The following is a 21,464-nucleotide window of genomic DNA, read 5'->3' as shown; positions in this document are numbered from 1 at the left end:
ACCGTTCACGGGCTTCGAAAGCCTCTTGAATTGAACGATCGGTCAGTCAATTATTAGCCCAAGCAATCATCGTGTCAACGGCCGCCCTGCGCGTCAAACCGCTCGATCGCGCCGAGGGCCGAACAACAAATCGGGAGGGATCATGACCATCACGCTGCAAAGCCTCGCGCAGGATCGCTGGGTCACGCCGGCCGAAGGCCTGGTCGAGATCGCGAGCGCGATCGACGGCCGCGTGGTGGCGCGCGCCTCCAGCGCCGGGCTCGACTTTGCCGCGATCGTGCGACATGCGCGCGAAGTCGGCGGGCCGGCGCTGCGCAAGCTGAGCTTTCATCGGCGCGCCGACATGTTGAAGGCGCTGGGCGCGTATCTCGGCGAGCGCAAGGAGACGCTGTACGCGCTCGCCGCCGACACCGGCGCCAACCGCCGCGACAATGCGGTCGATATCGACGGCGGGCTGGTCACGCTCGCCGCCTACGCCTCGCGCGGCCGTCGCGAATTGCCGGATACCAGCTTCATCGTCGAGGGCGAGGTCGAGCAGCTCGGCAAGCGCGGCAGCTTCGTCGGCCAGCATCTGCTCTCGCCGCTGCACGGCGTCGCCGTGCATATCAACGCCTTCAACTTCCCGTGCTGGGGCCTGCTGGAAAAGCTCGCGCCGGCGATGCTCGCCGGCGTGCCGGTGATCGCCAAGCCGGCGACGGCGACGGCCTATGTGGCCGAGGCGCTGGTGAAACTGATCCACGAATCCGGCCTGCTGCCGGCCGGCGCGCTGCAACTGATCTGCGGCGGCACCGGCGATCTGCTCGATCATCTGACCGGTCAGGACGTCATCGCCTTCACCGGCTCGATCGAGACCTCGGAGAAGCTGCACGCGCATCCCAATGTCGCGCGTCATGCGATCCGCTTCGTCGCCGAGCGCGACTCGCTCAACGCCGCGCTCCTCGGGTCGGATGCCACCCCGGCCGATCCGGAATTCGATCTGTTCGTTCGCGAGGTGGTGCGCGAGATGACAGCGAAGGCCGGGCAGAAATGCACCGCGATCCGCCGCGTGCTGGTGCCGCGCGCGCAGCAGACCGCGGTGATCGCGGCGTTGAAGGACAAGCTCGCCGAGGTCAGGCTCGGCGATCCGCGCAAGGACGACAAGGCGATGGGGCCGCTGGTCAGCCGCGACCAGCGCGAAGCGGTCCGCGCTGCGATCGCGACGCTGCAGACCGAGGCCGAGATCGTGTCGGGCGATCCGGAGCGCTGCGAGGGCGACGGCATCGACACGACCAAAGGCGCCTACATGGCGCCGATCCTGCTGCGCGCCCGCGATCCGATGTCGGCGCGAAGAGTCCACGACACCGAAGCGTTCGGGCCGGTCGCGACCGTGCTGGCCTATGACGACATCGATCAGGCGATCGAGCTGGTTCGCCGCGGCGAGGGCAGTCTGGTCGCGTCGCTGTTCACTTACGACAATGTCGTGGCGGAGCAGATCGCGCTCGGCATTGCGCCTTGGCACGGGCGGCTGCTGATCGTCGATCGCGATTGCGCCGCGGAGTCGACCGGACACGGCACGCCGTTGCCGGCGCTGCTGCACGGCGGGCCGGGACGGGCCGGCGGCGGCGAGGAACTCGGCGGGATGCGCAGCGTGCATCACTACATGCAGCGCACCGCGATTCAGGCGTCGCCGCGGCGGCTGGCGGCGTTGACCGGCACGTGGAGCCGCGGCGCGCCGTCGCCGGCCGCCACCGTGCATCCGTTCAAGCGGAATTACGACGAGCTGGCGATCGGCGACAGCATCGAGACCGCGAGCCGTCCGATCACGCTCGACGATATCGAGCACTTCGCGCATTTCACCGGCGACACTTTCTACGCCCATATGGACGAGGCCGCGGCCAAGGCCAATCCGTTCTTCCCGGGCCGCGTCGCCCACGGCTATCTGATCCTGGCCTTCGCGGCCGGCCTGTTCGTCGATCCGGCGCCGGGTCCGCTGCTCGCCAATTACGGCCTCGACAATCTGCGCTTCCTCAAGCCGGTGTCCCCCGACGACACCATCAAGGTGAAGCTCACGGTGAAGCAGAAATCCTCGGCGCGCCGTCCGGAATACGGCGAAGTGCGCTGGGACGTCGAGGTGGTCAACCAGTACGACGAGCCGGTCGCCCGCTACGATCTGCTGACGATGAGCGCCCGCCCGCCCGCTTAGCCCGCCCATCCGCTGCGCGCCGCGCTTCACTTCTCGTTCGTCATTCCGGGGCGCGAGCGCACTCGCGAACCCGGAATGACGGAGGCGAGAGACTTTGCGGGGGATCTTCAGTTTCGTGTCCCGCACGCGGTGCAGCGCGCAGCGCTGCTCCGCAGATGCGGGACCCCGGTTTCTTCTCGATAACCAGCAGGTGTTGTGAGCCCGCGAACCGGGGTCCCGGCTCTGCGCAGCGGCACTCCGTGCCGCAGCGCGTCCGAGACACGAGACGGATCGTGCCTTGACAACATTCCTATTATGATTATAGTCCGCACTGTCCTGTCCGTGAGGGGCGCTTCGCGAGGCGTCGTACAAGCGGGACAGATCGACGGGCCGGGCAACCGGTCCGGAACGATGGTTCGATGACGCCGGCGCTGTGCCGGTGGAATCGAACGGACGCGGCGTCCTGCGCGATGCGCCTCGCAAGCGTGTCGTCCGGGAGGCTTCGGGGACCCGTCCGGGCCTACTACGAGGCTCTGCGACTTGTTAGTTCGCTGCACGGGGGCAGGTGAAGGCGGCGTAATCCGCCGGATCCGTGGGGCTTCATTACCCTTGCCTGTCAACGGAAGCACGGGCCCGAAGACAGAAAGCGCCGCAGGTGGGCGCGCCGACGAGGCGTCGCGCGATGACTTCGAAAGAAGCCATCGCGAACTCACCACCTTCGCGCCCCGCGGCGCGCCCCCACCCCTCGCTGCGAAGCGACGGGTGCAAATCTCGGACGCTCCGGCGCCGCGAGACCAAATCGCCGTGGCTGTTTGACAATTGAATCGGAGACCATGGAGAGGCAACGAAGCCGCTCGAGTGCCAACCGTCATCCGCGGGCTTGACCCGCGGATCCATCGCGCGCGCAGCGCGCTGTCGTACAGTTCTTGCGAAGAGGATGGATTGCCGGGTCGAGCCCGGCAATGACAATGCGTTATTGGCGGACCGCGCCTCACTCTCATCGCCCGACTTGATCGGGCGACCCAGTATTCCAGAGTGTTCGTATTGGATCCGCAGCATCCTGACACAAGCGCGTCGCTGCGCAACATGGTCTCCGCTCACTCCGCCGTCCGCGTCACGATCTTCACTTCCGACGTCAGCGTGCGGTGCACCGGGCATTTATCGGCGATCTCGATCAGCCTGGCGCGCTGCTCGGCGTCGAGGTCGCCGTCGATCGCGATCACGCGCTCGATCCTGTCGAGCAGGCCGACCTTGGTCTGGCACTCGGCGCAATCCTCGGCGTGGATCTTGGCATGGTTCAGCGTCACGGTGACGCGATCGAGCGGCAGTTTCTTGCGTTCGGCATAGAGCCGCATCGTCATCGAGGTGCAGGCGCCGAGCGCCGACAGCAGCAGATCGTAGGGACCGAGTCCGGAATCCGCGCCGCCGACCGCGACCGGTTCGTCGGCGAGCAATTGATGCGGGCCGACGCTGATCCGCTGCTGGAATTTGCCTTCGCCGGTTTCCTGCACGATCACGGTGCGCGGCACTTCCGGCGCGCCCGTGGTGGCGGCGGGAGGCGGGGCGTCGAGATAGCGCTCCGCCCAGGCGGCGATCACGTCGGCCGCGTAGTTCGCATCGCGGCGGTTGCTCAGGAGATGATCGGCATGGTCGAGCGAGACGAAGCTCTTGGGATGCCGCGCAGCCAGAAATATCCTCGTGGCGTTGTCGATATTGACGGTGGCGTCCGTCGGCGCGTGCATCACCAGCAGCGCCTTGCGCAGCTTGGTCACCTGCGCCATCAGATTGTGTTCGCCGGCGTCGTCGAGGAATTCGCGCCTGATGGTGAACGGCCGGCCGGCGAGCGAGACCTCGACGCTGCCCTGTTCGCGGATCGCGTCGACATGCTCGGCGAACAGGCCGGCGACATGCGACGGATCCGACGGCGCGGCGATGGTCGCGATCGCCTTCGCTTCGGGGATCTGCGCCGCGGCCGCCAGCACGGCTGCGCCGCCGAGACTGTGGCCGATCAGCAGCGACGGCGCCCGATGAACCTCGCGCAGATGATCGGCGGCGAGAACCAGATCGGCGACGTTGGAGGAGAACGTCGCATTGGCGAAGTCGCCCTCGCTGGCGCCGAGCCCGGTGAAGTCGAACCGCAGCACCGCGATGCCGCGCGCCGCCAGCCCGGCCGCGATCCGCCGCGCGGCGAGATTGTCCTTGCCGCAGGTGAAGCAATGCGCAAACAGCGCGAAGGCGAGCGGCGTCGAGCCCGGCAGTTCGAGCGCCGCCGCGAGCCGATGTCCGCCGCTGCCGGGGAATTCAAAGCGTTCGATCGGCATGGCGTGCTCCCGCTTCGATCGCCGGCGCAACTTGCGCCGACGCCACGGTGTTCTATATCACGCCGATCGGTCCGGTCGACCGAACAGCAGCGGGAGTTGCCGGGGCCCCCGCACCGTCCCCTCCGACCACCGCACCGGCTCGGTCGGATCGAGCGTGAATTCCGGAATCCGCTTCAGCCATTGCTCGATCGCAACCGTCATCTCCATTCGCGCCAGGTTGGAGCCGACGCAGCGATGGATGCCGAGCCCGAACGCGACATGCGGGTTTTCCTTGCGGTCGATCTTGACCCGATCGGCCTCGGGGAAGACGTCGGGATCACGGTTGGCGGCGGGGAACGACAGCAACACCATGTTGCCGGGCTTGACCGGGCAGCCGGCGATCGTGGTCTCCTTCATCACCTCGCGCGCCATCGTCACCGGCGCATAGGCGCGGAGGAATTCCTCGATCGCGGTCGGCATCAGTTCCGGCTCGGCGATCAGCCGCGCGCGATCCTCCGGATGCGCCGCCAGATGCCACAGCGCTGCGCCGATCGCGCTCCAAGTCGTGTCGATGCCGGCGATCAGCAGCAGCCGCAGCGAACCGAGCACATGGATGTCGGACAGCGGCCGACCGTCGGCGTCGCGCGCATTCATCAGCGTGGTGATCAGGTCGTCGCTCGGCTTGTTCTTGCGCGCCGCGATGTGTCCGGCGAAGTACACGCTCATTTCCTGCAGCGCCTTCATCAGCGTCGCGTCGTCGTGGATGCCGAGTTCGAGGATTTCGTGAATCCACTGGATGAACTGGTCGCTGTCGGTCTCCGGAATGCCGAGCATATGGCAGATCGTCTTGACCGGGATGTGCTTGTTGTAGGCCTTCGCGGCGTCGCAGCGGCCATCCGCGATGAAGCCGTCGATCAGTTCGTTGCAGATCGAGCGAACCCGCGGCTCGAGCCTGGCGACCGCGTCGGGCGTGAACGGCGGCAGCAGCAGGCGCTTGGCCGGCTTGTGTTCCGGCGGGTCGGACGTGATCGGCGGTGACGACTGCACCGGCTCGGGCCGGCTGTTGCGGACGATGATGCGGCGCGACGAGAAATGATCGGTGTCGTAGGAGATCTCCTTCACCGCCGCGAAGGTGGTCGGCATATAGACGCCCAGGAAGCGGTCGGTGTGAACGACCGGGCTCGCCGCACGTAGTTCGTCCCAGATCGGATAGGGGTTCTCGGTCCAGCGCGGGTCGGTGTGGTCGAAGTCGCTGGCCCAATCGGTCACAGGCGCTCGCTCGGTCATTGCGCGTTCTCCCTCCGGCTATCGTTGGCGTCACGGTCTGCGCCGCGACTTGAATGAACGAGGTCAGTCTTCTGTGATGTCGATCGCGTTTTCCGGGCAGTTGGACTTGGCGAGCCACGCCTTGTCGATCAGGTCGGCGGGCACGACGCCGTCGCCTTTCTCGTGAGCGTTGCCGTAGTCGTCGAGATCGAACAATTCGGGCGCCAGCGCCTTGCAGCGCGCATGGCCCTGGCACTTGTCCTGATCGACATGGATGGTGAGTATTTCGGACATGCGGCGTTTCCTCGTCGTCCGCCTTGGCGGCGGATCTATGGGTGACGTGACGCGCGAAGACTAGCACAGCGCGTCACGTCCGCCAGTGTCCTGTGGACGGCTCAGAGGCTCGCGGGAGCCGGCCGCGGATCGATCGGCGTGCTGCCGCGCAGGCCGAGAACGTCTTCGAGCACCGCGGCGCCGGCGAGCAAGCCGGCCTCGTTGCGCGGCCGCGCGATCATCTGCAGTCCGACCGGCAGGCCGGTCGACGTGAAGCCGCAGGGCAGCGACAGCGCCGGGCAGCACACCAGCGTGATCGCATAGACGATGCCGAGCCATTCGACGTAGTTGTCGAATTTGTGGCCGTTGCATTCGGCGAGGTAGCGCTGCTCGACCGGGAACGGCGCGGTGATCGTCGCCGGGCACAGCAGCAGATCGTAGGTCTCGAAGAACGCGACGGTGCGCGCCGCCATCGCCACGCGTTGGGCTTCGGCCTTGGCCAGATCGTCGACGCCGAGTGCGAGGCCCTGCTCGATGTTCCAGATTACCTCGGGCTTCAGCAGATCGCGTTTGGTGCGTAGCAACTCGGCCTTGCTGATCGCGAAGTCGAAGGCGCGCAGCACGTGGAAGCACTCGTGCGCCTCGGAGAGATCGGGCTGGGCCTGTTCGACGATCACGCCGGCCTCGGCGAAGCGTTCGGCCGCCTTGCGGGTGATCGCGGCGACTTCCGGATCGACCGGCGTGATGCCGAGATCGGGCGAGAAGGCCACGCGCAGCGGCTTGGCGCGCGACCGCGCCGCGGCGAGGAACGACGAGGCCGGCGCGGGCAGCGACAGCGGATCGGCGGCGTGTTCGCCGCTCATCGCGTCGAGCAGCAGCGCGACGTCCTCGACATTGCGCGCCATCGGGCCCTGTACGCCGAGATTGCGGTCGATCTTCGCCGCCGGCGTATGTGCGACTCGGCCGAAGCTCGGCCGCAGGCCGACCACGCCGCAGAAGCTCGCCGGGTTGCGCAGCGAGCCGCCCATGTCCGAGCCGTGCGCGAGCCACGCGGTGCCGCTCGCGAGCGCAGCGGCTGCGCCGCCGGACGAGCCGGCGGCCGAGCGCGACAGATCCCACGGATTGCGCGTCGCCCCGAACACCTCGTTGAAGGTATTGGCGCCGGCGCCGAATTCCGGCGTGTTGGATTTGGCGTAGACCACGCCGCCACTGGCTTCGAGGTGCTCGACCATCAGGTCGGAGCGGGTCGGAACGTGGTCCTTGAAGATCGGCGACCCCTGGGTCGTCAGCACGCCTTCGACCGCGGTGAGGTCCTTGATCGGCACCGGCAGGCCGGCGAGCACGCCGCGCTCGGATTGCGGCTTCTTCATCAGCTCGGCGGCACGGGCGCGGGCGCGATCGAAGCACAGCGTCGGCAGCGCGTTGACGGCGCCGTCGACCTCGGAGATCCGCTGCTCCAGCGCGTCGAGCAGATCGAGCGGCGTGACCTCGCCGCTTCGGAGCTGGTCGACGATCCTGCAGGCCGTCGCCTGAATCAACTCGTGGTGTGCCGCCATCCTGTTGTCTCTCCTGACTTGATCGGCCGGCCATGCGGGTGCAAGGCAGGGCGGGCGCGTGGCGCCATCCGACTACGACGCATTGGGTAGCCCGGCCTGCTTTTCAAGTCACCGGTTCGGGCCTTATATCGCGCCATGGGTCTCTTCTCACATAACGACTCGAACGGCCACAACCTGTCCGGGTTCTGGCAATTGTCGCACCGGTTCTGGCTCAGCGGCACGCCCCGGGTGACCGGCCTGATCGCCTTGCTGATCACCGTCGTCCTGGCGCAACTGACCATGCAATTCTATCTCAACCTGTGGAATCGGCACTTCTTCGACGCGCTGGAGCGGCGCGACGGGGCCGAGCTCTGGACTCAAACTTTCGTGTTTCTGGCCTTGGCCTGTACCAGCATTTGCCTGGCCGCGACCTCGGTGTGGGCGCGGATGACCGGGCAGCGCCATTGGCGCGAATCCATGACCCGTTCCATCCTGGCAAAATGGTCGCTCAAGCGCCACGACGAGCCGATGAACGGCCATGATCATGGCGCCGAGAATCCCGAATATCGCCTAGCGGAGGACGTCCGCGTCGCCACCGATGCGCCGGTCGACCTGATCCTCGCCTTCCTGTCCTCGGTGCTGACGGCGCTGACGTTCTTCAGCGTGTTGTGGAGCGTCGGCGGCAGCATCGTCGTCAGTCCGTTCGGCTCCCGTCTGGAAATCCCCGGCTATCTGGTGCTCGGCGTGATCGCCTATTCGACACTGATGACCGCGCTGATGCTGTGGTTCGGACGCCGGATGACCAGCATCAGCGAGCAGCGCAACCAGAACGAGGCCGAATTTCGCGCCGCCGCCGAGGTGCTGCGCGGCTGCCAGCCGGCGACCGAGGCGGACGAAGCGGGTTGGATGGAAAGGCTCGAGCGACGCCTCCAGGCGGTGCTGCGGTCGTGGCGCGATCTATGCTGGCAACTGGTCGACATGACGCTGGTGTCGCACGGCAACTTCCTGTTCGCGCCTGTGGTGGCGTATTTCCTGTGCTTTCCGAAGTATCTCAGCGGCGCGATGTCGCTCGGCGAGGTGACGCAGAGCGCGGCCGCTTTCGTCACCGTGCAGGGCGCGGTGAACTGGCTGGTCGACAACTATCAGCGGCTGGCGGACTGGCGCTCGTCGGCCAACCGCGTCGCGGCGCTGCTGGCCGCGATCGACAGAATGCCGGATGATAGCCCCGCGTCGGTGGAAGCAGCCGAGCCGTTGCCGCGCTGACGGCGGCGCTTAAGTTGTCGTTCCGCCGCGGGCCTGGCGAATGACGTCGGCGTACCAGCGGAACGATGATTTCGGAATTCGCCGCTGCGTCGCGTAGTCGATGAAGATCAGGCCGAAGCGAACGCCGTAGCCCGACTCCCATTCGAAATTGTCGAGCAGCGACCAGACGAAATAGCCGCGCACATCGGCGCCCGCTGCGATCGCCGCGTCGAGGCCGGAGATGTAGTCGCGCAGAAAGGCGATGCGGCCGGGATCGATCACCGCGCCTTTATCGTCGGGCTTTTCGATGTTGCTGCCATAGCCGTTCTCGGTGACGTAGACCGGCTTGCCGTAGCGGCGGCTGACTTCGATCAAGGTGTCGCGGAAGGCGTCGGGCTCGATCGTCCAGTCGATCGGCGTGCGCGGGATGTCATCGGGCTTGGCGCCCCAGCCGAGACCGATGATCGCATTGGGATCGGAGTTGATGTAGACCGGGCTGTAATGGTTCAGCCCGAACCAGTCGAGCGGGCGGTGAATCCGCTCCATGTCGCCGGGCCGGACGTGCGGTGCGATGGCGTCGCGGATCAGCGAGGGATATTCGCCGAGATATTGCGGATCGGCGAAGGCCCGGTTCCAGTAATCGCCGATCAGCGCGGCTTCCGCGATGTCCTCGGGCTTGTCGGTCGACGGATAGATCGGCTGATAGTTGGTGACCAGCCCGATCTCGGCGTTCGCGACGGTCTGGCGCAGCACGTCGACTGCCGCACCGTGGGCGAGATTGACGTGGTGGATCCAGCGATGCAGCTTGTCGTCGGCGCTGCGGTCGCGGGCGCCGAAGGAGCGGGCGAACAGGCTGAAGATGCCGGGCTCGTTGAAGGTCACGAACCGCTTGACGCGCCGGCCGTAGCGTTGGCCGATCAGTCGGGCGTAGTCGGCGAACCAGTCGACGATGTCGCGATTGAGCCAGCCGCCGCGATCTTCGAGCGCCTGCGGCAGATCCCAGTGATAGAGGCACAGCCACGGCTCGATTCCGGCGGCCTCGAGTTCGTCGATCAGCCGGTCGTAGAAGGCGAGGCCGGCTTCGTTCACCGCGCCGGTGCCTTGCGGCAGCACGCGTGGCCACGCCACCGAGAAGCGATAGGCCTGCAGGCCGAGCGCCTTCATCAGTGCGACGTCTTCCTTGTAGCGATGATAGTGGTCGCAGGCGACGTCGCCGGTGTCGTTGTTGGCGACCTGTCCGGTGCGGCAATAGGTGTCCCAGACGCTTTGACCGCGTCCATCCTCATTGGCCGCGCCCTCGATCTGAAAGCTCGCCGTCGACGCGCCCCAGATGAAATCGGGGCGGACATGCGATAGCGATGGAAGACCCAGCATCGGCTCGTTGGCGGGCGGTGCGAGCTTGTCCATGGCCTTCGTCTCCAGATTGGCGGCTTTTGTGTTCTGATACGCCGCGCCGTCGGGCGATGCGCTTGCGCTGGATCAAAACGCGACCTTGTGCCGCCGCGGCGATGGCGCTCGCGGCGAGCCGGGGCCCGTTGCAGCAGCACGTTACGACGTGGCCATCGATGGCGTCATGGCTGATCTGCGCAAGCGCCGGGTCAGCGCTCGCAGGGGTGGATGTGTGCGGTGCAGCGTTGATCGCCGGCGGCGTTTGGTCCACATGCTTGTGCTCTGCTCGGCTTTCGAGATCGGCGCACTCACGCGATGGACCAGAACATGAAGAAGAAGGACGAATACCGGATCGCGGTCATCCCCGGCGACGGAATCGGCAAGGAGGTGATGCCGGAAGGGCTGCGTGCGCTCGAAGCCGCCGCGAAGAAGCATCGCGTCAAGCTGAGATTCGATCATTTCGACTTCGCCAGCTACGACTACTACGCCAAGCACGGCCAGATGATGCCGGACGACTGGAAGGACAAGATCGGCAGCCACGATGCGATCTTCTTCGGGGCGGTGGGCTGGCCACAGAAGATCCCGGATCACATCTCGCTGTGGGGATCGCTGATCAAATTCCGCCGCGAGTTCGATCAATACGTCAATCTGCGCCCGGTCCGGCTGATGCCGGGCGTGCCGTCGCCGCTCGCCGGACGCAAGCCGGGCGACATCGATTTCTGGGTGGTGCGCGAGAACACCGAGGGCGAATATTCATCGGTCGGCGGCCGGATGTTTCCGGACACCGAGCGCGAATTCGTCACCCAGCAGACGGTGATGACCCGGACCGGCGTCGACCGCATCCTGAAATTCGCCTTCGAGCTGGCGCAGTCACGGCCGAAGCGGCATTTGACCTCGGCGACCAAGTCGAACGGCATTTCGATCACCATGCCGTATTGGGACGAGCGCGTCGAGGCGATGGCGAAGGCCTATCCCGAGGTGAAGTGGGACAAGTATCACATCGACATCCTCACCGCTCATTTCGTGCTGCATCCGGACTGGTTCGACGTCGTGGTCGGCTCTAATCTGTTCGGCGACATCCTGTCGGACCTCGGCCCGGCCTGCACGGGCACGATCGGCATCGCGCCGTCGGGCAACATCAATCCGGATGGCGATTTTCCCAGCGTGTTCGAGCCGGTGCACGGTTCGGCGCCGGACATTGCGGGGCAGGGCATCGCCAATCCGATCGGGATGATCTGGTCCGGCGCGATGATGCTCGAGCACCTCGGCGAGAAGAACGCGGCCGATGCGATCGTCAAGGCGATCGAGCGCACGCTGGCGGAGGGCACGCTGCGCACCCGCGATCTCGGTGGTCAGGCCGACACGACGGCTTGCGGCAAAGCTGTGGCGGAAATGGTGGAGTAGGGACGTGCGCTGCTAACGCCGGGTGGCGATGACCGGTCTCTGGCTACGTCGGCCGACCGGGGTGGACGGCTTGCAGATCGTCCGGCGACGGAGCAGCGGCCTTGGCCGCTGCGGTTTGCGACGGCGGATCGCGATCGGATGGTCCGGCTTGCGGCTCGGCAGTTGCGGCTGTGGTTGCTTGGACCTGTCGCGCGCAGGACGCTTCGTCCGCTTCGCGTCGGGGCGCCGGCCGATGGGACGCTGCTTCAGCACCACCGGCTTGCGTAGTTCGCGCGGGCGAACGACGAGTACGCGGCTGGTCGCGGCGGGGATGATCGGCGGCGCAACGATCGCGGAAAGGACCGTGGTCGCCGGCGCGGCGAGCGCCGACGTCGGCGGCGCATTGGCTGGGGCGGTCTCGATCAGCGCGCCATGTGCGCCGGCATCGGGAATTCGCACCCCACGGGGTGGTGGTGCCCGGGTTCCGCGCAGGATTTCGGAGACGTAGAACGCGGCGATCAGCAGGGCGGCGCCGTAGACGATGTCCGCCCTGAACATCAATCCCGCGCCGGTCACTGCGAGTGCGACCGTCGCCGCCTTCAGCAGCTTGTCGCCGTCTCCGAACAATGTGTCGAGCCACATCCAGTTGCCGCGTCGCCAAATCGGCGGCAGGAGCTTGATGTCCAGCGCGTTGCGAGCTGCCGCGAAGCCGATGTCGCGTGCCGCGAGGAGATACCAGGCGATCCCGAATGCCAGCAGGAAAGCCAGCGTGCCGCCAAGTCCGGCAGCGGAGCCGACGATGATCACGAGCCCGACGGCGCAAGCGGCAAACCAGTCCTTCATGTGCAAACTCCCTGCTGCTGCAGAAGTGTCGCACGCGGATCGGCGACCCGGCCTTGATCCGGATCACGGCTTTCAATCAGTCGCCCTCCGAGTCCTGGTAACTAATTGCCGTTTGCGCTGGTTAGACGTGGTAGCTAATCCGCTTTCGCGATCCGGCGGCAATGCGCGAGCGACGCGGCGATCAGGTTTTCGCTCGCCTCCGGCGTGCGGAATGCGGAGTGCGCCGACAGCGTCACGTTGGGCAGCGTCGTCAGCGGATGATCGGCGGGTAGCGGTTCGATCTCGAATACGTCGAGCGCGGCGTGGCGCAGATGGCCCGATTGCAGCGCCTCGATCATCGCCGCCTCGTCGGTGAGGCCGGCGCGGGCGGTGTTGACCAGGATCGCACCGGGCCGCATCGCACCGATCCGCTCGCGCGACAGGAACCCGCGAGTCTCGTCGTTGAGCAGCAGGTGTAGCGAGACGACGTGGCTGTCGCGCAGCAGCGTGTCGATGTCGACGAACGTGACGTCGGGCGCTGGCTTGGGCGTGCGATTCCAGGCGATCACATTCATGCCGGAGCCATGTGCGATCCGTGCGACTTCCGCGGCGATGCCGCCGAATCCGACCAGTCCGAGCGTCTTGCCGGTGAGTTGCATGCCGTCCTCGCGCAGCCATTGGCCGGCGCGCATCTCGCGGTCCATCAGGGCGAGGTTGCGCGCCGCCGCCCACATCAGCGCGATCGTGGCTTCGGCGACTGCGGTGTCGCCGTAGCCGCGGATCAGGTGGACCTCGATGCCGAGCTCGGCGAGCTCCTCGATGTTCATGTAGCTGCGTGCGCCCGTGCCGAGAAACACCACGTGTTTCAGGCCGACGCATTGCCGCGCGATCGCGGTCGGCAGATAGGTGTGATCGATGATCGCGATGGCTGCGCCGGCGAGTACGCCTGGCAGTTCCTCCGGCGTCACGTCGGGATCGCGATGGATCACCATCGGCTGATCGTCCGGCAGGGCCTGCGCTTCCATGATCATCGCCAGCGTTTCGCTGGCGTCGACGAACACCGCGTGCATGTGTCTCTCCGATCCGGTCGTCGTGTTACTTCGCGACGCCCGCGAGCGACAGCACCGTGTGCAGCAGCACGTTGGCGCCGGAGGCGCAGTCGGTCTGCGTGGCGTCTTCGAGCTCGTTGTGGCTGACGCCGTCCTTGCAGGGCACGAAGATCATCGCCGTGGGCACCTTGGTGTTGAGGTTGCAGGCATCGTGGCCGGCGCCGGAGGTGATCCGGCGGCTGGCATAGCCGAGCGCGTTCGCCGCGCTCTCGACGGCGCCGACCAGCGTTTTGTCGAAATGCGTCGGCTCCTTGCGCCAGACCAGATCGAGCGTGACCTCGACGTTGCGTTTCGCCGCGATCCCGGCCGCGGCGGCGCGAATGCGTTCGTCGAGTTGCGCGAGGATCGCCGCGTCGGCGCTGCGCGCATCGATCGTGAAGGCGATTTCACCGGGGATGACGTTGCGGGAGGGCGAAGCGATCGCGGCTTCGCCGACGGTGCCGACGGCATTGCCGAGCTCGATCGCCATGGATTCGATCGCCAGCACGATCTCCGACAGCGTCGCCAGCGCGTCGCGGCGGAGATTCATCGGCGTCGATCCGGCATGGCTCTCGAAGCCGGTGATCTTGCCGTCGTACCACAAGGTTCCCTGGCCGTGCTCCACCACGCCGATGGTCTTGCCTTCGGCTTCGAGGATCGGCCCCTGTTCGATGTGCAATTCGAGGAAGCCACTGAACGGCTGCGCGCCGACTGGCCTGTCGCCGCGATAGCCGATGCTGTCGAGCGCTTCCGCAACGCTGATTCCGGCGGCATCCTTGCGGCCGAGGATATCGTCCACGGTGAAGTCGCCGACGAAGGCGGCCGATCCCATCATCGCCGGGGCGTAGCGCGAGCCCTCCTCGTTGGTCCAGTTCGTCACGCAGAGCGGTATCTCGGTTTCGATGCCGGCGTCGTTCAGGGTGCGGATCACTTCGAGCGCGGCGAGCGTGCCGAGGACGCCGTCGAACTTGCCGCCGGTCGGCTGGGTGTCGAGATGCGAGCCGAATCCGAGCGGCGGTTTCGACATGTCGCGTCCCTTGCGCAGCGCGAACATATTGCCGAGCCCGTCGACCTGCACGTCGAGGCCGGCATTTTCGCATGCGGTTCGAAACCAGTCGCGGACCTGCTTGTCCTCCGGCCCGAGCGTCAGCCGTCGCACGCCGCCCTTCGGCGTGGCGCCGAATTGCGCGGTGGTGTGGATGGTCTCCCACAGTCGTGAGGAATCGATCTGTAGGTTCGAGACAGGCTTGGTCATGCGATCTCCGGACAACGTCGCCGAACGGCGCGAGAAAGGACGGAGAGTTCAACGCCGCGCGGCGCGCGTCAACCTGCCACTGGCTCTGCCGCCGGCAGAATGTCTGGGGCCAGATTTGAGACCTCCGGCATGAAGCCGCCGGAGTGGGCGATCTCGGCCGCGAGCTCGGCGACGCGTTCGACCGCCATGGTGTCGGGCGAGGAGAGCCAACTCGCCGAGAACCGCAGCGGCGCGATCCGGAGGTCGGTCTGCAGCAATCGTAACCGGCCGTCGGCGAGTTCGTTCTCGACGATAGCGGTCGGGATCACGGCGACGCCGAGGCCTTCGATCGCCATATGGATGACGGTGCCGAGCGACGCCGAGGCGTGCAGGCGGATCGGCGGCAATTCCGGCTTGTTGAACAGCGAGCGCACGATCTCGTAGGGCTGGGTCTTGCGCGGGAAGGTGATGATCGGAAATCTCGCAAGGTCTTGCACCGTGAGCGGACCGGTGCCGAGCCCGAGCGCGGGGCTCGCCAGGAAGCCGATCGGATAGTCGCACAGCACGCGGCTGCGCACCGTCGATGCCGTCATCGGGCCGAGCAGAAAGGCCAGCTCGATCTCCTGCGCCAGCAGTCGCGCGCGCAGGTTGGGGGTGATATCGACCTCGATCTCCAGCGACAGGTCGGGATAGAGCCGGTTCACCCGTTCGATCAGCCGCGGCAACCACGTGTGCACGATGGTCTCGGCGACGCCGAGCCGCAGCACGCCGCGCATGCTCGATTGATCGCCGATCGCGGCTAGCATCTCGGTGCGCAGCCCGATCAGCTTTTCCGCATACAGCATCAGTTGCCGCCCGCTCGGAGTCGGCGACGCCATGCGGTGGTCGCGCTGCAACAGCCGCACGCCGAGCTCGCGCTCGAGCTGGGCGATCCGCTGCGAGATCGCCGGCTGGGTGGTGTTGAGCTTTTGCGCTGCGCCGCGAAAGCTGCCGAGCGTGACGACCCAGAGGAAGGTTTCGAGCGCCTTGAAGTCCACCATCCGACGGCCCGCCTTAGGATAATTGAGATTTATCGTTTCTGATCAGAAACAAAGATTAGACATTATACTAGGCTTGCGCTCCACTGCTGTCGAGATAGTGGGCAGGGCGAAAGAATGACTGTTTCTATAGCAGATCAGCAGTTCCAGGCCGATGGCCAGACGCTTCCTTCCTATCAGGCCAGACTCGCCTATCGGGCTGGACAGTCCGCCAGCACCGCCGGCATCGCGCCCGGCTTCGTGCAGGGCAATCTGGCCATCCTGCCCGAGAAATTCGCCGCCGCTTTCCATCGGTTCTGCCAGCTCAACCCGAAGCCGTGCCCGATCATCGGCATGTCCGATGTCGGCAATCCGATGATCGCCGCGCTCGGGCTCGACCTTGATATCCGCACCGATCTGCCGCGCTACCGGGTGTGGCGCGATGGCGAAGTGATCGAGGAGCCGACCGACGTGATGGCGCATTGGCGCGACGATCTGGTCGCGTTCGTGATCGGCTGCTCGTTCTCCTTCGAGGAAGCGCTGCTGGCGGACGACATCGCGATCCGGCACATCGATTGCAAGGTGCGTGTTCCGATGTATCGCACCAACATCCCATGCGCGCCGGCCGGTCCGTTCGCCGGGCCGATGGTGGTGTCGATGCGCCCGCTGAAGCCCAAGGACGCCATCCGCGCCGTGCAGATTACTTCGCGTTTTCCCTCGGTCCACGGCGCGCCGGTGCATATCGGCCTGCCGCAGTCGATCGGCATCGCCGACATCGGCAAGCCCGACTACGGCGATCCGGTGCCGATCGCGAACGACGAATTGCCGGTGTTCTGGGCTTGCGGCGTCACTCCGCAGGCCGTGATCGCGGCCGCCAAGGTGCCGTTCGCAATCACCCATGCGCCCGGATTGATGCTTGTCACCGACCTGAAGAACAAGCACCTTGCGGTGCTCTGAGGCTAACCCGAACCTTCGATCGCATTACCATCAGCGCTGGTAGCAAAGGAACATGCCATGAAGATCAATCGCCGTCATCTCGTGATCGGAGGCGCAGCGAGCGCCGCCGTGCTGCCGTTCGGAACGGCCGCCCGCGCGCAGGCCAAGGAAGTCGTGATCGGTGTGATCTATCCCTTGTCCGGCGCCAGCGCCCAGATCGGCGTCGATGCCCAGAAGGCGTTTCAGACCGCGGCCGAACTGATCAACAACAAATACGACTACGATCTGCCGCTGGCGCGCGACGAGGGCCTGCCCGGGCTCGGCGGCGCCAAGGTGCGGCTGGTGTTCGCCGACCACCAGGCCGACCCGCAAAAGGGCCGCGCGGAGGCCGAGCGCCTGATCACGCAGGAAAAGGTCAGCGCCATCGTCGGCACCTATCAGAGCGCGGTCGCCGTCACCGTCAGCCAGATCTGCGAGCGCTATCAGGTCCCGTTCCTGTCGGCCGACAATTCGTCGCCGAGCCTGCATCGCCGCGGCCTGAAGTTCTACTTCCGCGCCGCGCCGCACGACGAGATGTTCTCGCAGGCGATGTTCGACTTCTTCGACGCGCAGAAGAAGAAGGGCCAGAAGATCGAGACGCTTGCGCTGTTCCACGAAGACACCATCTTCGGCACCGATTCGGCGAACGCCCAACTCAAGCTCGCCAAGGATCGCGGCTACAAGGTCGTCGCCGACATCAAGTATCGCGCCAACTCGCCGTCGCTGACCGCCGAGGTGCAGCAGCTCAAGGCCGCCGACGCCGACGTGCTGATGCCGTCGAGCTACACCACCGACGGCATTCTGCTGATCCGCACCATGGGCGAACTCGGCTACAAGGCCAAGAACATCGTCGCGCAGGACGCCGGCTTCTCCGAGAAGGCGCTGTACGATGCGGTCGGTGACAAGATCCCGGGCGTGATCTCGCGCGGCTCGTTCTCGCTCGACCTCGCGGCCAAGCGGCCGATGGTCGGCAAGATCAACGACATGTACAAGGAGAGGTCCGGCAAGGACTTCAACGACTATTCGTCGCGGCAGTTCATGGGCCTGATCGTGATGGCCGATGCGATCAACCGCGCCAAGTCGACCGACGGCGAGAAGATCCGCGAGGCGCTGGTCGCGACCGACATGCCGGGCGACAAGACCATCATGCCGTGGAAGCAGGTGAAATTCGACGCCGAAGGCCAGAACACCTTCGCCGACCCGGTACTGCTGCAATATGTCGGCGGCAAGTTCGTGACGATCTTCCCGGAACAGGCCGCGGTCGCCGAGGCGATCTGGCCGATGCCGTAGGCGACGGCTCGCCGCTGTTCGTCGTCATTGCGAGCGCAGCGAAGCAATCCAGAAGCTCCGAGTACGGCGCCGCTGAATTGCTTCGTCGCTTCGCTCCTCGCAATGACGGCAGCCCGCTTCTTCTTGTTCAGGAGCTTTGCCTTTGACCACCGCAACCATCATCCAATCCCTGGCCAGCGGCCTGCTGATGGGGCTGCTGTATGGCCTGGTCGCGGTCGGGCTGGCTCTGATCTTCGGCCTGATGGACGTCACCAATTTCGCCCACGGCGAATTCCTGATGCTGGCGATGTACATCTCGTTCTTCCTGTTCGCCTTCTTCGCGATCGACCCGTTGCTCTCCGCGCCGCTGGTAGGTGCGGCGATGTTCGTCTTCGGAGCGGTCGCTTACTTGTTCATCATTCGCTTCGCGATGCGGGCGAAAGCCAATATCGGCATGGTGCAGATCTTCACCACCTTCGGCCTCGCCATTCTGATGCGCGGCCTGGCGCAGTATTTCTTCACGCCGGACTATCGCAGCATCAACGTCTCCTGGCTCGGCGGCAAGACGATCTCGTTCGGCGGCATATTCCTGCCGGTGCCGCAACTTGTCGGCGCGCTGGTGTCGCTGGCGGCGTTCGGCGCGCTGTACTTCTTCATCAAGAAGACCGATTTCGGCCGCGCGCTGGAGGCGACCCGTGAGGATGCCGGCGCGGTGGCGCTGGTCGGCATCGACAAGAACCGGGTGTTCGCGCTCGGCTGGGGGCTCGGCTCTGCGCTGGTCGGCCTTGCCGGCGCGGTGATGGCGATGTTCTTCTACATCTATCCCGACGTCGGCGCCTCGTTCGCGCTGATCGCCTATGTCACCGTGGCGCTGGGCGGCTTCGGCAGCGTATTCGGCGCGTTCGCCGGCGGCATCATCGTCGGCCTCGTCGAGGCCACCACCGCGCTGATCATGCCGCCGTCGCTGAAAGCGGTCGGCATCTACGCCGTCTATTTGCTCGTCGTCTTCATTCGGCCGCGTGGCCTGTTCGGATCGATCTGATGGACCAGGCACACGCCAAACGCCGCCGCCGCGACCTCATCGTCGCCGCCGTGCTCGCCTGTATCGCGGCGCTGGTGCCGCTGTTCGTCAAGGACGTCTACGTCCAGAACATCATGGTGCTGACCCTGATGTATGCGGCGCTGTCGCAGGCCTGGAACATCCTCGGTGGCTATTGCGGCCAGATTTCGCTGGGCCACGCATTGTATTTCGGGCTCGGCGCCTACACCACGGCGCTGCTGTTCACCAAATTCGGCGTGCTGCCGTGGTTCGGGATGCTCGGCGGCGGCCTGATCTCGGCGGTGATCGCACTGGCGCTCGGCTATCCGACCTTCCGGCTGCGCGGGCATTATTTCGTCATCGCCACCATCGTGATCGCCGAAATCGGCTTCCTGCTGTTCCACAACTGGGACTGGGCCGGAGCTGCGCTCGGCATCGACATCCCGGTGCGCGGCGACAGTTGGGCCAAATTCCAGTTCACCCGCAGCAAGCTGCCCTACTACTACTTCGCCCTGGTGTTCTGCTGCGTCGCCTGGCTGGTGACGTGGTGGCTGGAGAACTCGAAATGGGGCTATTGGTGGCGCGCGGTGAAGGACAATCCGGAAGCCGCTGAAAGCCTCGGCGTGGTGGTGTTCAACTCCAAGATGGGCGCCGCCGCGGTGTCCGCCTTCCTCACCGCGATCGGAGGAGCCTTCTATGCGATGTTCGTGTCCTACATCGATCCCGAAAGCGTGATGACGTTCCAGTTCTCGCTGCTGATGGCGCTGCCGGCGGTGCTCGGCGGCATCGGCACGCTGTGGGGGCCGGTGCTCGGCGCCGTGATCCTGATCCCGCTGACCGAATTGACGCGCTCCTTCATCGGCGGCTCCGGACGGGGCGTCGATCTCATTCTCTACGGCACCGTGATCGTGCTGATCTCGCTGGCGCGGCCGGAGGGGCTGATCGGATTGTTCTCGCGGCGACCCGCCTCGAAGGGAGCGCCGCGATGACCGTGCCCTTGCTCGAGACCCGCGGCGTGTGGCAGCGCTTCGGCGGTCTGATCGCCAACAGCGACGTGTCGATCTCGGTCGGCCGTGGTGAGATCGTCGGGCTGATCGGCCCGAACGGCGCCGGCAAATCGACGCTGTTCAACCTGATCGCCGGCGTGCTGCCGCCGACCCAGGGCTCGATCATTTTCGACGGCGAGGACGTGACGAAACTTCCCGCTACCGCGCGTTGCGCGCGCGGCATCGCCCGCACCTTCCAGGTGGTGAAGAGTTTCGAGTCGATGACGGTGATCGACAACGTCATCGTCGGCGCGCTGATCCGCACCACGGTGATGCGCGAAGCGCGCCGCAAGGCGCACGAAGTGCTGGCCTTCTGCGGCCTCGACGCCCGCGCCGACGTGCTGGCGAACCAGCTCATCCCGTCCGAAAAGCGCCGGCTCGAGGTCGCGCGCGCGCTCGCCACCGAGCCGAAGCTACTGCTGCTCGACGAGGTGCTGACCGGGCTGACGCCGACCGAGGCGCAGACCGGCGTCGAACTGGTGCGCCGTGTCCGTGACACCGGCGTCACCGTGCTGATGGTCGAACACGTCATGGAAATCGTGATGCCGCTGGTCGATCGCGCTATCGTGCTCGATCTCGGCAAGGTGCTGGTCGAAGGCGAGCCGGCGGACGTCGTGCGGGATCCGAAAGTCATCACTGCCTATCTTGGGGATCGCCATGCTGTCGGTGCGTGAGATCACCACGGCCTATCAGGGGCTGGTCGCGATTTCGCAGGTCTCGATCGAGGTCGAGAAGGGCGAGATCGTCTGCGTCGCCGGCGCCAACGGCGCGGGCAAGTCGACGCTGCTGAAATCGATCGCCGGCGCCGAGCGTCCGCGTTCCGGACAGGTGTCGTTCGACGGCGAACGCATCGACGGCACCGCGCAGCACCTGATCACCGCGCGCGGCATCGCTTACGTGCCGGAGAACCGCAGGCTGTTTCCGCGGCTGTCGGTGCACGACAATCTGCGGCTCGGCAGCTATCTGTTCCGCGGCAAGCCGGACCGCGAGCAGCCGCTCGAGTTCGTCTTCAGTCTGTTTCCGCGCCTGCAGGAACGGCTCGAACAGCGCGCCGAGACATTGAGCGGCGGCGAACAGCAGATGCTGGCGATCGGTCGCGCGCTGATGACGCGGCCGCGGCTGTTGATGCTCGACGAGCCGTCGCAGGGCATCATGCCAAAGCTGGTCAGCGAGATCTTTCAGTCGGTGAAGAAGATCCGCGACGCCGGCATGACCGTTCTGATCGTCGAGCAGCGCATGGCCGAATGCCTCGAAATCGCCGACCGCGCCTACATCCTGCAGACGGGCAGGGTGCTGATGCAGGGCAAATCCGCCGAGCTGATGGACAATCCGGACGTCCGCAAAGCATATCTGGGCCTTTAGCTGAGTTTGCTGCGGGTTTTGCCTCCGAGTTGAGTCTCCATCGCTCCGCGTCATTGCAAGGCGC

The 21,464-nt window shown here is 65.9% G+C and carries 17 protein-coding genes and 1 pseudogene; 9 read left to right on the top strand and 9 right to left on the bottom strand.

The window, feature by feature from the left end; translation table 11 throughout:
• Window positions 1-142: 142 nt before the first annotated feature.
• Window positions 143-2,182 carry a phenylacetic acid degradation bifunctional protein PaaZ gene (gene paaZ / locus SR870_RS10665; RefSeq protein WP_322517934.1) on the top strand — a complete coding sequence of 680 codons (2,040 nt, stop codon included), beginning with the start codon at window positions 143-145 and terminating at the stop codon, window positions 2,180-2,182.
• 1,076 nt (window positions 2,183-3,258) lie between these two features.
• On the opposite strand, the pseudogene SR870_RS10660 reads toward paaZ, so the two are convergent.
• The 4 genes and pseudogenes from SR870_RS10660 to SR870_RS10645 all read right to left on the bottom strand — a co-directional run.
• Window positions 3,259-4,524: pseudogene (locus SR870_RS10660) on the bottom strand (alpha/beta fold hydrolase); the annotation flags it as partial.
• A gap of 15 nt (window positions 4,525-4,539) precedes the next feature.
• The gene (locus tag SR870_RS10655; RefSeq protein WP_322517933.1) at window positions 4,540-5,748 is read right to left on the bottom strand and encodes a cytochrome P450; all 1,209 of its coding nucleotides are present in this window, start codon (window positions 5,746-5,748) and stop codon (window positions 4,540-4,542) included.
• A gap of 63 nt (window positions 5,749-5,811) precedes the next feature.
• Window positions 5,812-6,021: a ferredoxin gene (locus tag SR870_RS10650; protein ID WP_322517932.1), complete on the bottom strand. Its 210-nt coding sequence runs from the start codon at window positions 6,019-6,021 to the stop codon at window positions 5,812-5,814.
• Window positions 6,022-6,122: 101 nt separating this feature from the next.
• Window positions 6,123-7,556: an amidase gene (locus SR870_RS10645; RefSeq protein ID WP_322517931.1), complete on the bottom strand. Its 1,434-nt coding sequence runs from the start codon at window positions 7,554-7,556 to the stop codon at window positions 6,123-6,125.
• A 135-nt stretch (window positions 7,557-7,691) separates the two neighbouring features.
• Here SR870_RS10645 and SR870_RS10640 point away from each other — a divergent pair, with 135 nt between their 5' ends.
• Window positions 7,692-8,798 (top strand): SbmA/BacA-like family transporter, encoded by a 1,107-nt coding sequence (locus tag SR870_RS10640; RefSeq protein ID WP_322517930.1) that lies wholly within the window; start codon window positions 7,692-7,694, stop codon window positions 8,796-8,798.
• 9 nt (window positions 8,799-8,807) lie between these two features.
• On the opposite strand, the gene SR870_RS10635 is transcribed toward SR870_RS10640, so the two are convergent.
• Window positions 8,808-10,184, bottom strand: a complete 1,377-nt coding sequence (locus tag SR870_RS10635) for a GH1 family beta-glucosidase (RefSeq protein ID WP_322517929.1) — start codon at window positions 10,182-10,184, stop codon at window positions 8,808-8,810.
• Window positions 10,185-10,481: 297 nt separating this feature from the next.
• Here SR870_RS10635 and SR870_RS10630 point away from each other — a divergent pair, with 297 nt between their 5' ends.
• Window positions 10,482-11,570, top strand: a complete 1,089-nt coding sequence (locus SR870_RS10630) for a tartrate dehydrogenase (RefSeq protein WP_416221147.1) — start codon at window positions 10,482-10,484, stop codon at window positions 11,568-11,570.
• 12 nt (window positions 11,571-11,582) lie between these two features.
• On the opposite strand, the gene SR870_RS10625 is transcribed toward SR870_RS10630, so the two are convergent.
• From SR870_RS10625 to SR870_RS10610, 4 genes are all read right to left on the bottom strand, one after another.
• Window positions 11,583-12,392, bottom strand: a complete 810-nt coding sequence (locus SR870_RS10625; RefSeq protein ID WP_322517928.1) for a hypothetical protein — start codon at window positions 12,390-12,392, stop codon at window positions 11,583-11,585.
• A 134-nt stretch (window positions 12,393-12,526) separates the two neighbouring features.
• Window positions 12,527-13,441: an NAD(P)-dependent oxidoreductase gene (locus SR870_RS10620; RefSeq protein ID WP_322517927.1), complete on the bottom strand. Its 915-nt coding sequence runs from the start codon at window positions 13,439-13,441 to the stop codon at window positions 12,527-12,529.
• Window positions 13,442-13,466: 25 nt separating this feature from the next.
• Entirely contained in the window at window positions 13,467-14,714 is a 1,248-nt protein-coding gene (locus SR870_RS10615; protein WP_322517926.1) for a Zn-dependent hydrolase, read from the bottom strand.
• Window positions 14,715-14,782: 68 nt separating this feature from the next.
• Window positions 14,783-15,733 carry a LysR family transcriptional regulator gene (locus SR870_RS10610; protein WP_322517925.1) on the bottom strand — a complete coding sequence of 317 codons (951 nt, stop codon included), beginning with the start codon at window positions 15,731-15,733 and terminating at the stop codon, window positions 14,783-14,785.
• Window positions 15,734-15,847: 114 nt separating this feature from the next.
• Here SR870_RS10610 and SR870_RS10605 point away from each other — a divergent pair, with 114 nt between their 5' ends.
• The 6 genes from SR870_RS10605 to SR870_RS10580 all read left to right on the top strand — a co-directional run bounded on the left by SR870_RS10605 (window position 15,848) and on the right by SR870_RS10580 (window position 21,400).
• On the top strand, window positions 15,848-16,666 hold the full coding sequence (locus SR870_RS10605; RefSeq protein ID WP_322517924.1) for a putative hydro-lyase: 819 nt from the start codon (window positions 15,848-15,850) through the stop codon (window positions 16,664-16,666).
• Window positions 16,667-16,723: 57 nt separating this feature from the next.
• Entirely contained in the window at window positions 16,724-17,974 is a 1,251-nt protein-coding gene (locus tag SR870_RS10600; protein ID WP_322517923.1) for an ABC transporter substrate-binding protein, read from the top strand.
• 142 nt (window positions 17,975-18,116) lie between these two features.
• A complete protein-coding gene (locus tag SR870_RS10595) occupies window positions 18,117-18,995 on the top strand; it encodes a branched-chain amino acid ABC transporter permease (protein WP_322517922.1) in 879 nt (292 codons plus the stop codon).
• The gene (locus tag SR870_RS10590) at window positions 18,995-19,981 is read left to right on the top strand and encodes a branched-chain amino acid ABC transporter permease (protein WP_322517921.1); all 987 of its coding nucleotides are present in this window, start codon (window positions 18,995-18,997) and stop codon (window positions 19,979-19,981) included. Before SR870_RS10595 ends, SR870_RS10590 begins: the two co-directional genes overlap by 1 nt.
• On the top strand, window positions 19,978-20,712 hold the full coding sequence (locus SR870_RS10585) for an ABC transporter ATP-binding protein (RefSeq protein WP_322517920.1): 735 nt from the start codon (window positions 19,978-19,980) through the stop codon (window positions 20,710-20,712). The genes SR870_RS10590 and SR870_RS10585 overlap by 4 nt, the downstream gene beginning before the upstream one ends.
• On the top strand, window positions 20,696-21,400 hold the full coding sequence (locus SR870_RS10580; RefSeq protein WP_322517919.1) for an ABC transporter ATP-binding protein: 705 nt from the start codon (window positions 20,696-20,698) through the stop codon (window positions 21,398-21,400). The genes SR870_RS10585 and SR870_RS10580 overlap by 17 nt, the downstream gene beginning before the upstream one ends.
• Window positions 21,401-21,464: the final 64 nt, after the last annotated feature.

The sequence above is a fragment of the Rhodopseudomonas palustris genome, assembly GCF_034479375.1.
GTDB lineage: Bacteria > Pseudomonadota > Alphaproteobacteria > Rhizobiales > Xanthobacteraceae > Rhodopseudomonas > Rhodopseudomonas palustris_M.
Note: the sequence above shows the minus strand (reverse complement) of the source record. Positions and strands in the feature narration are given on the sequence as shown.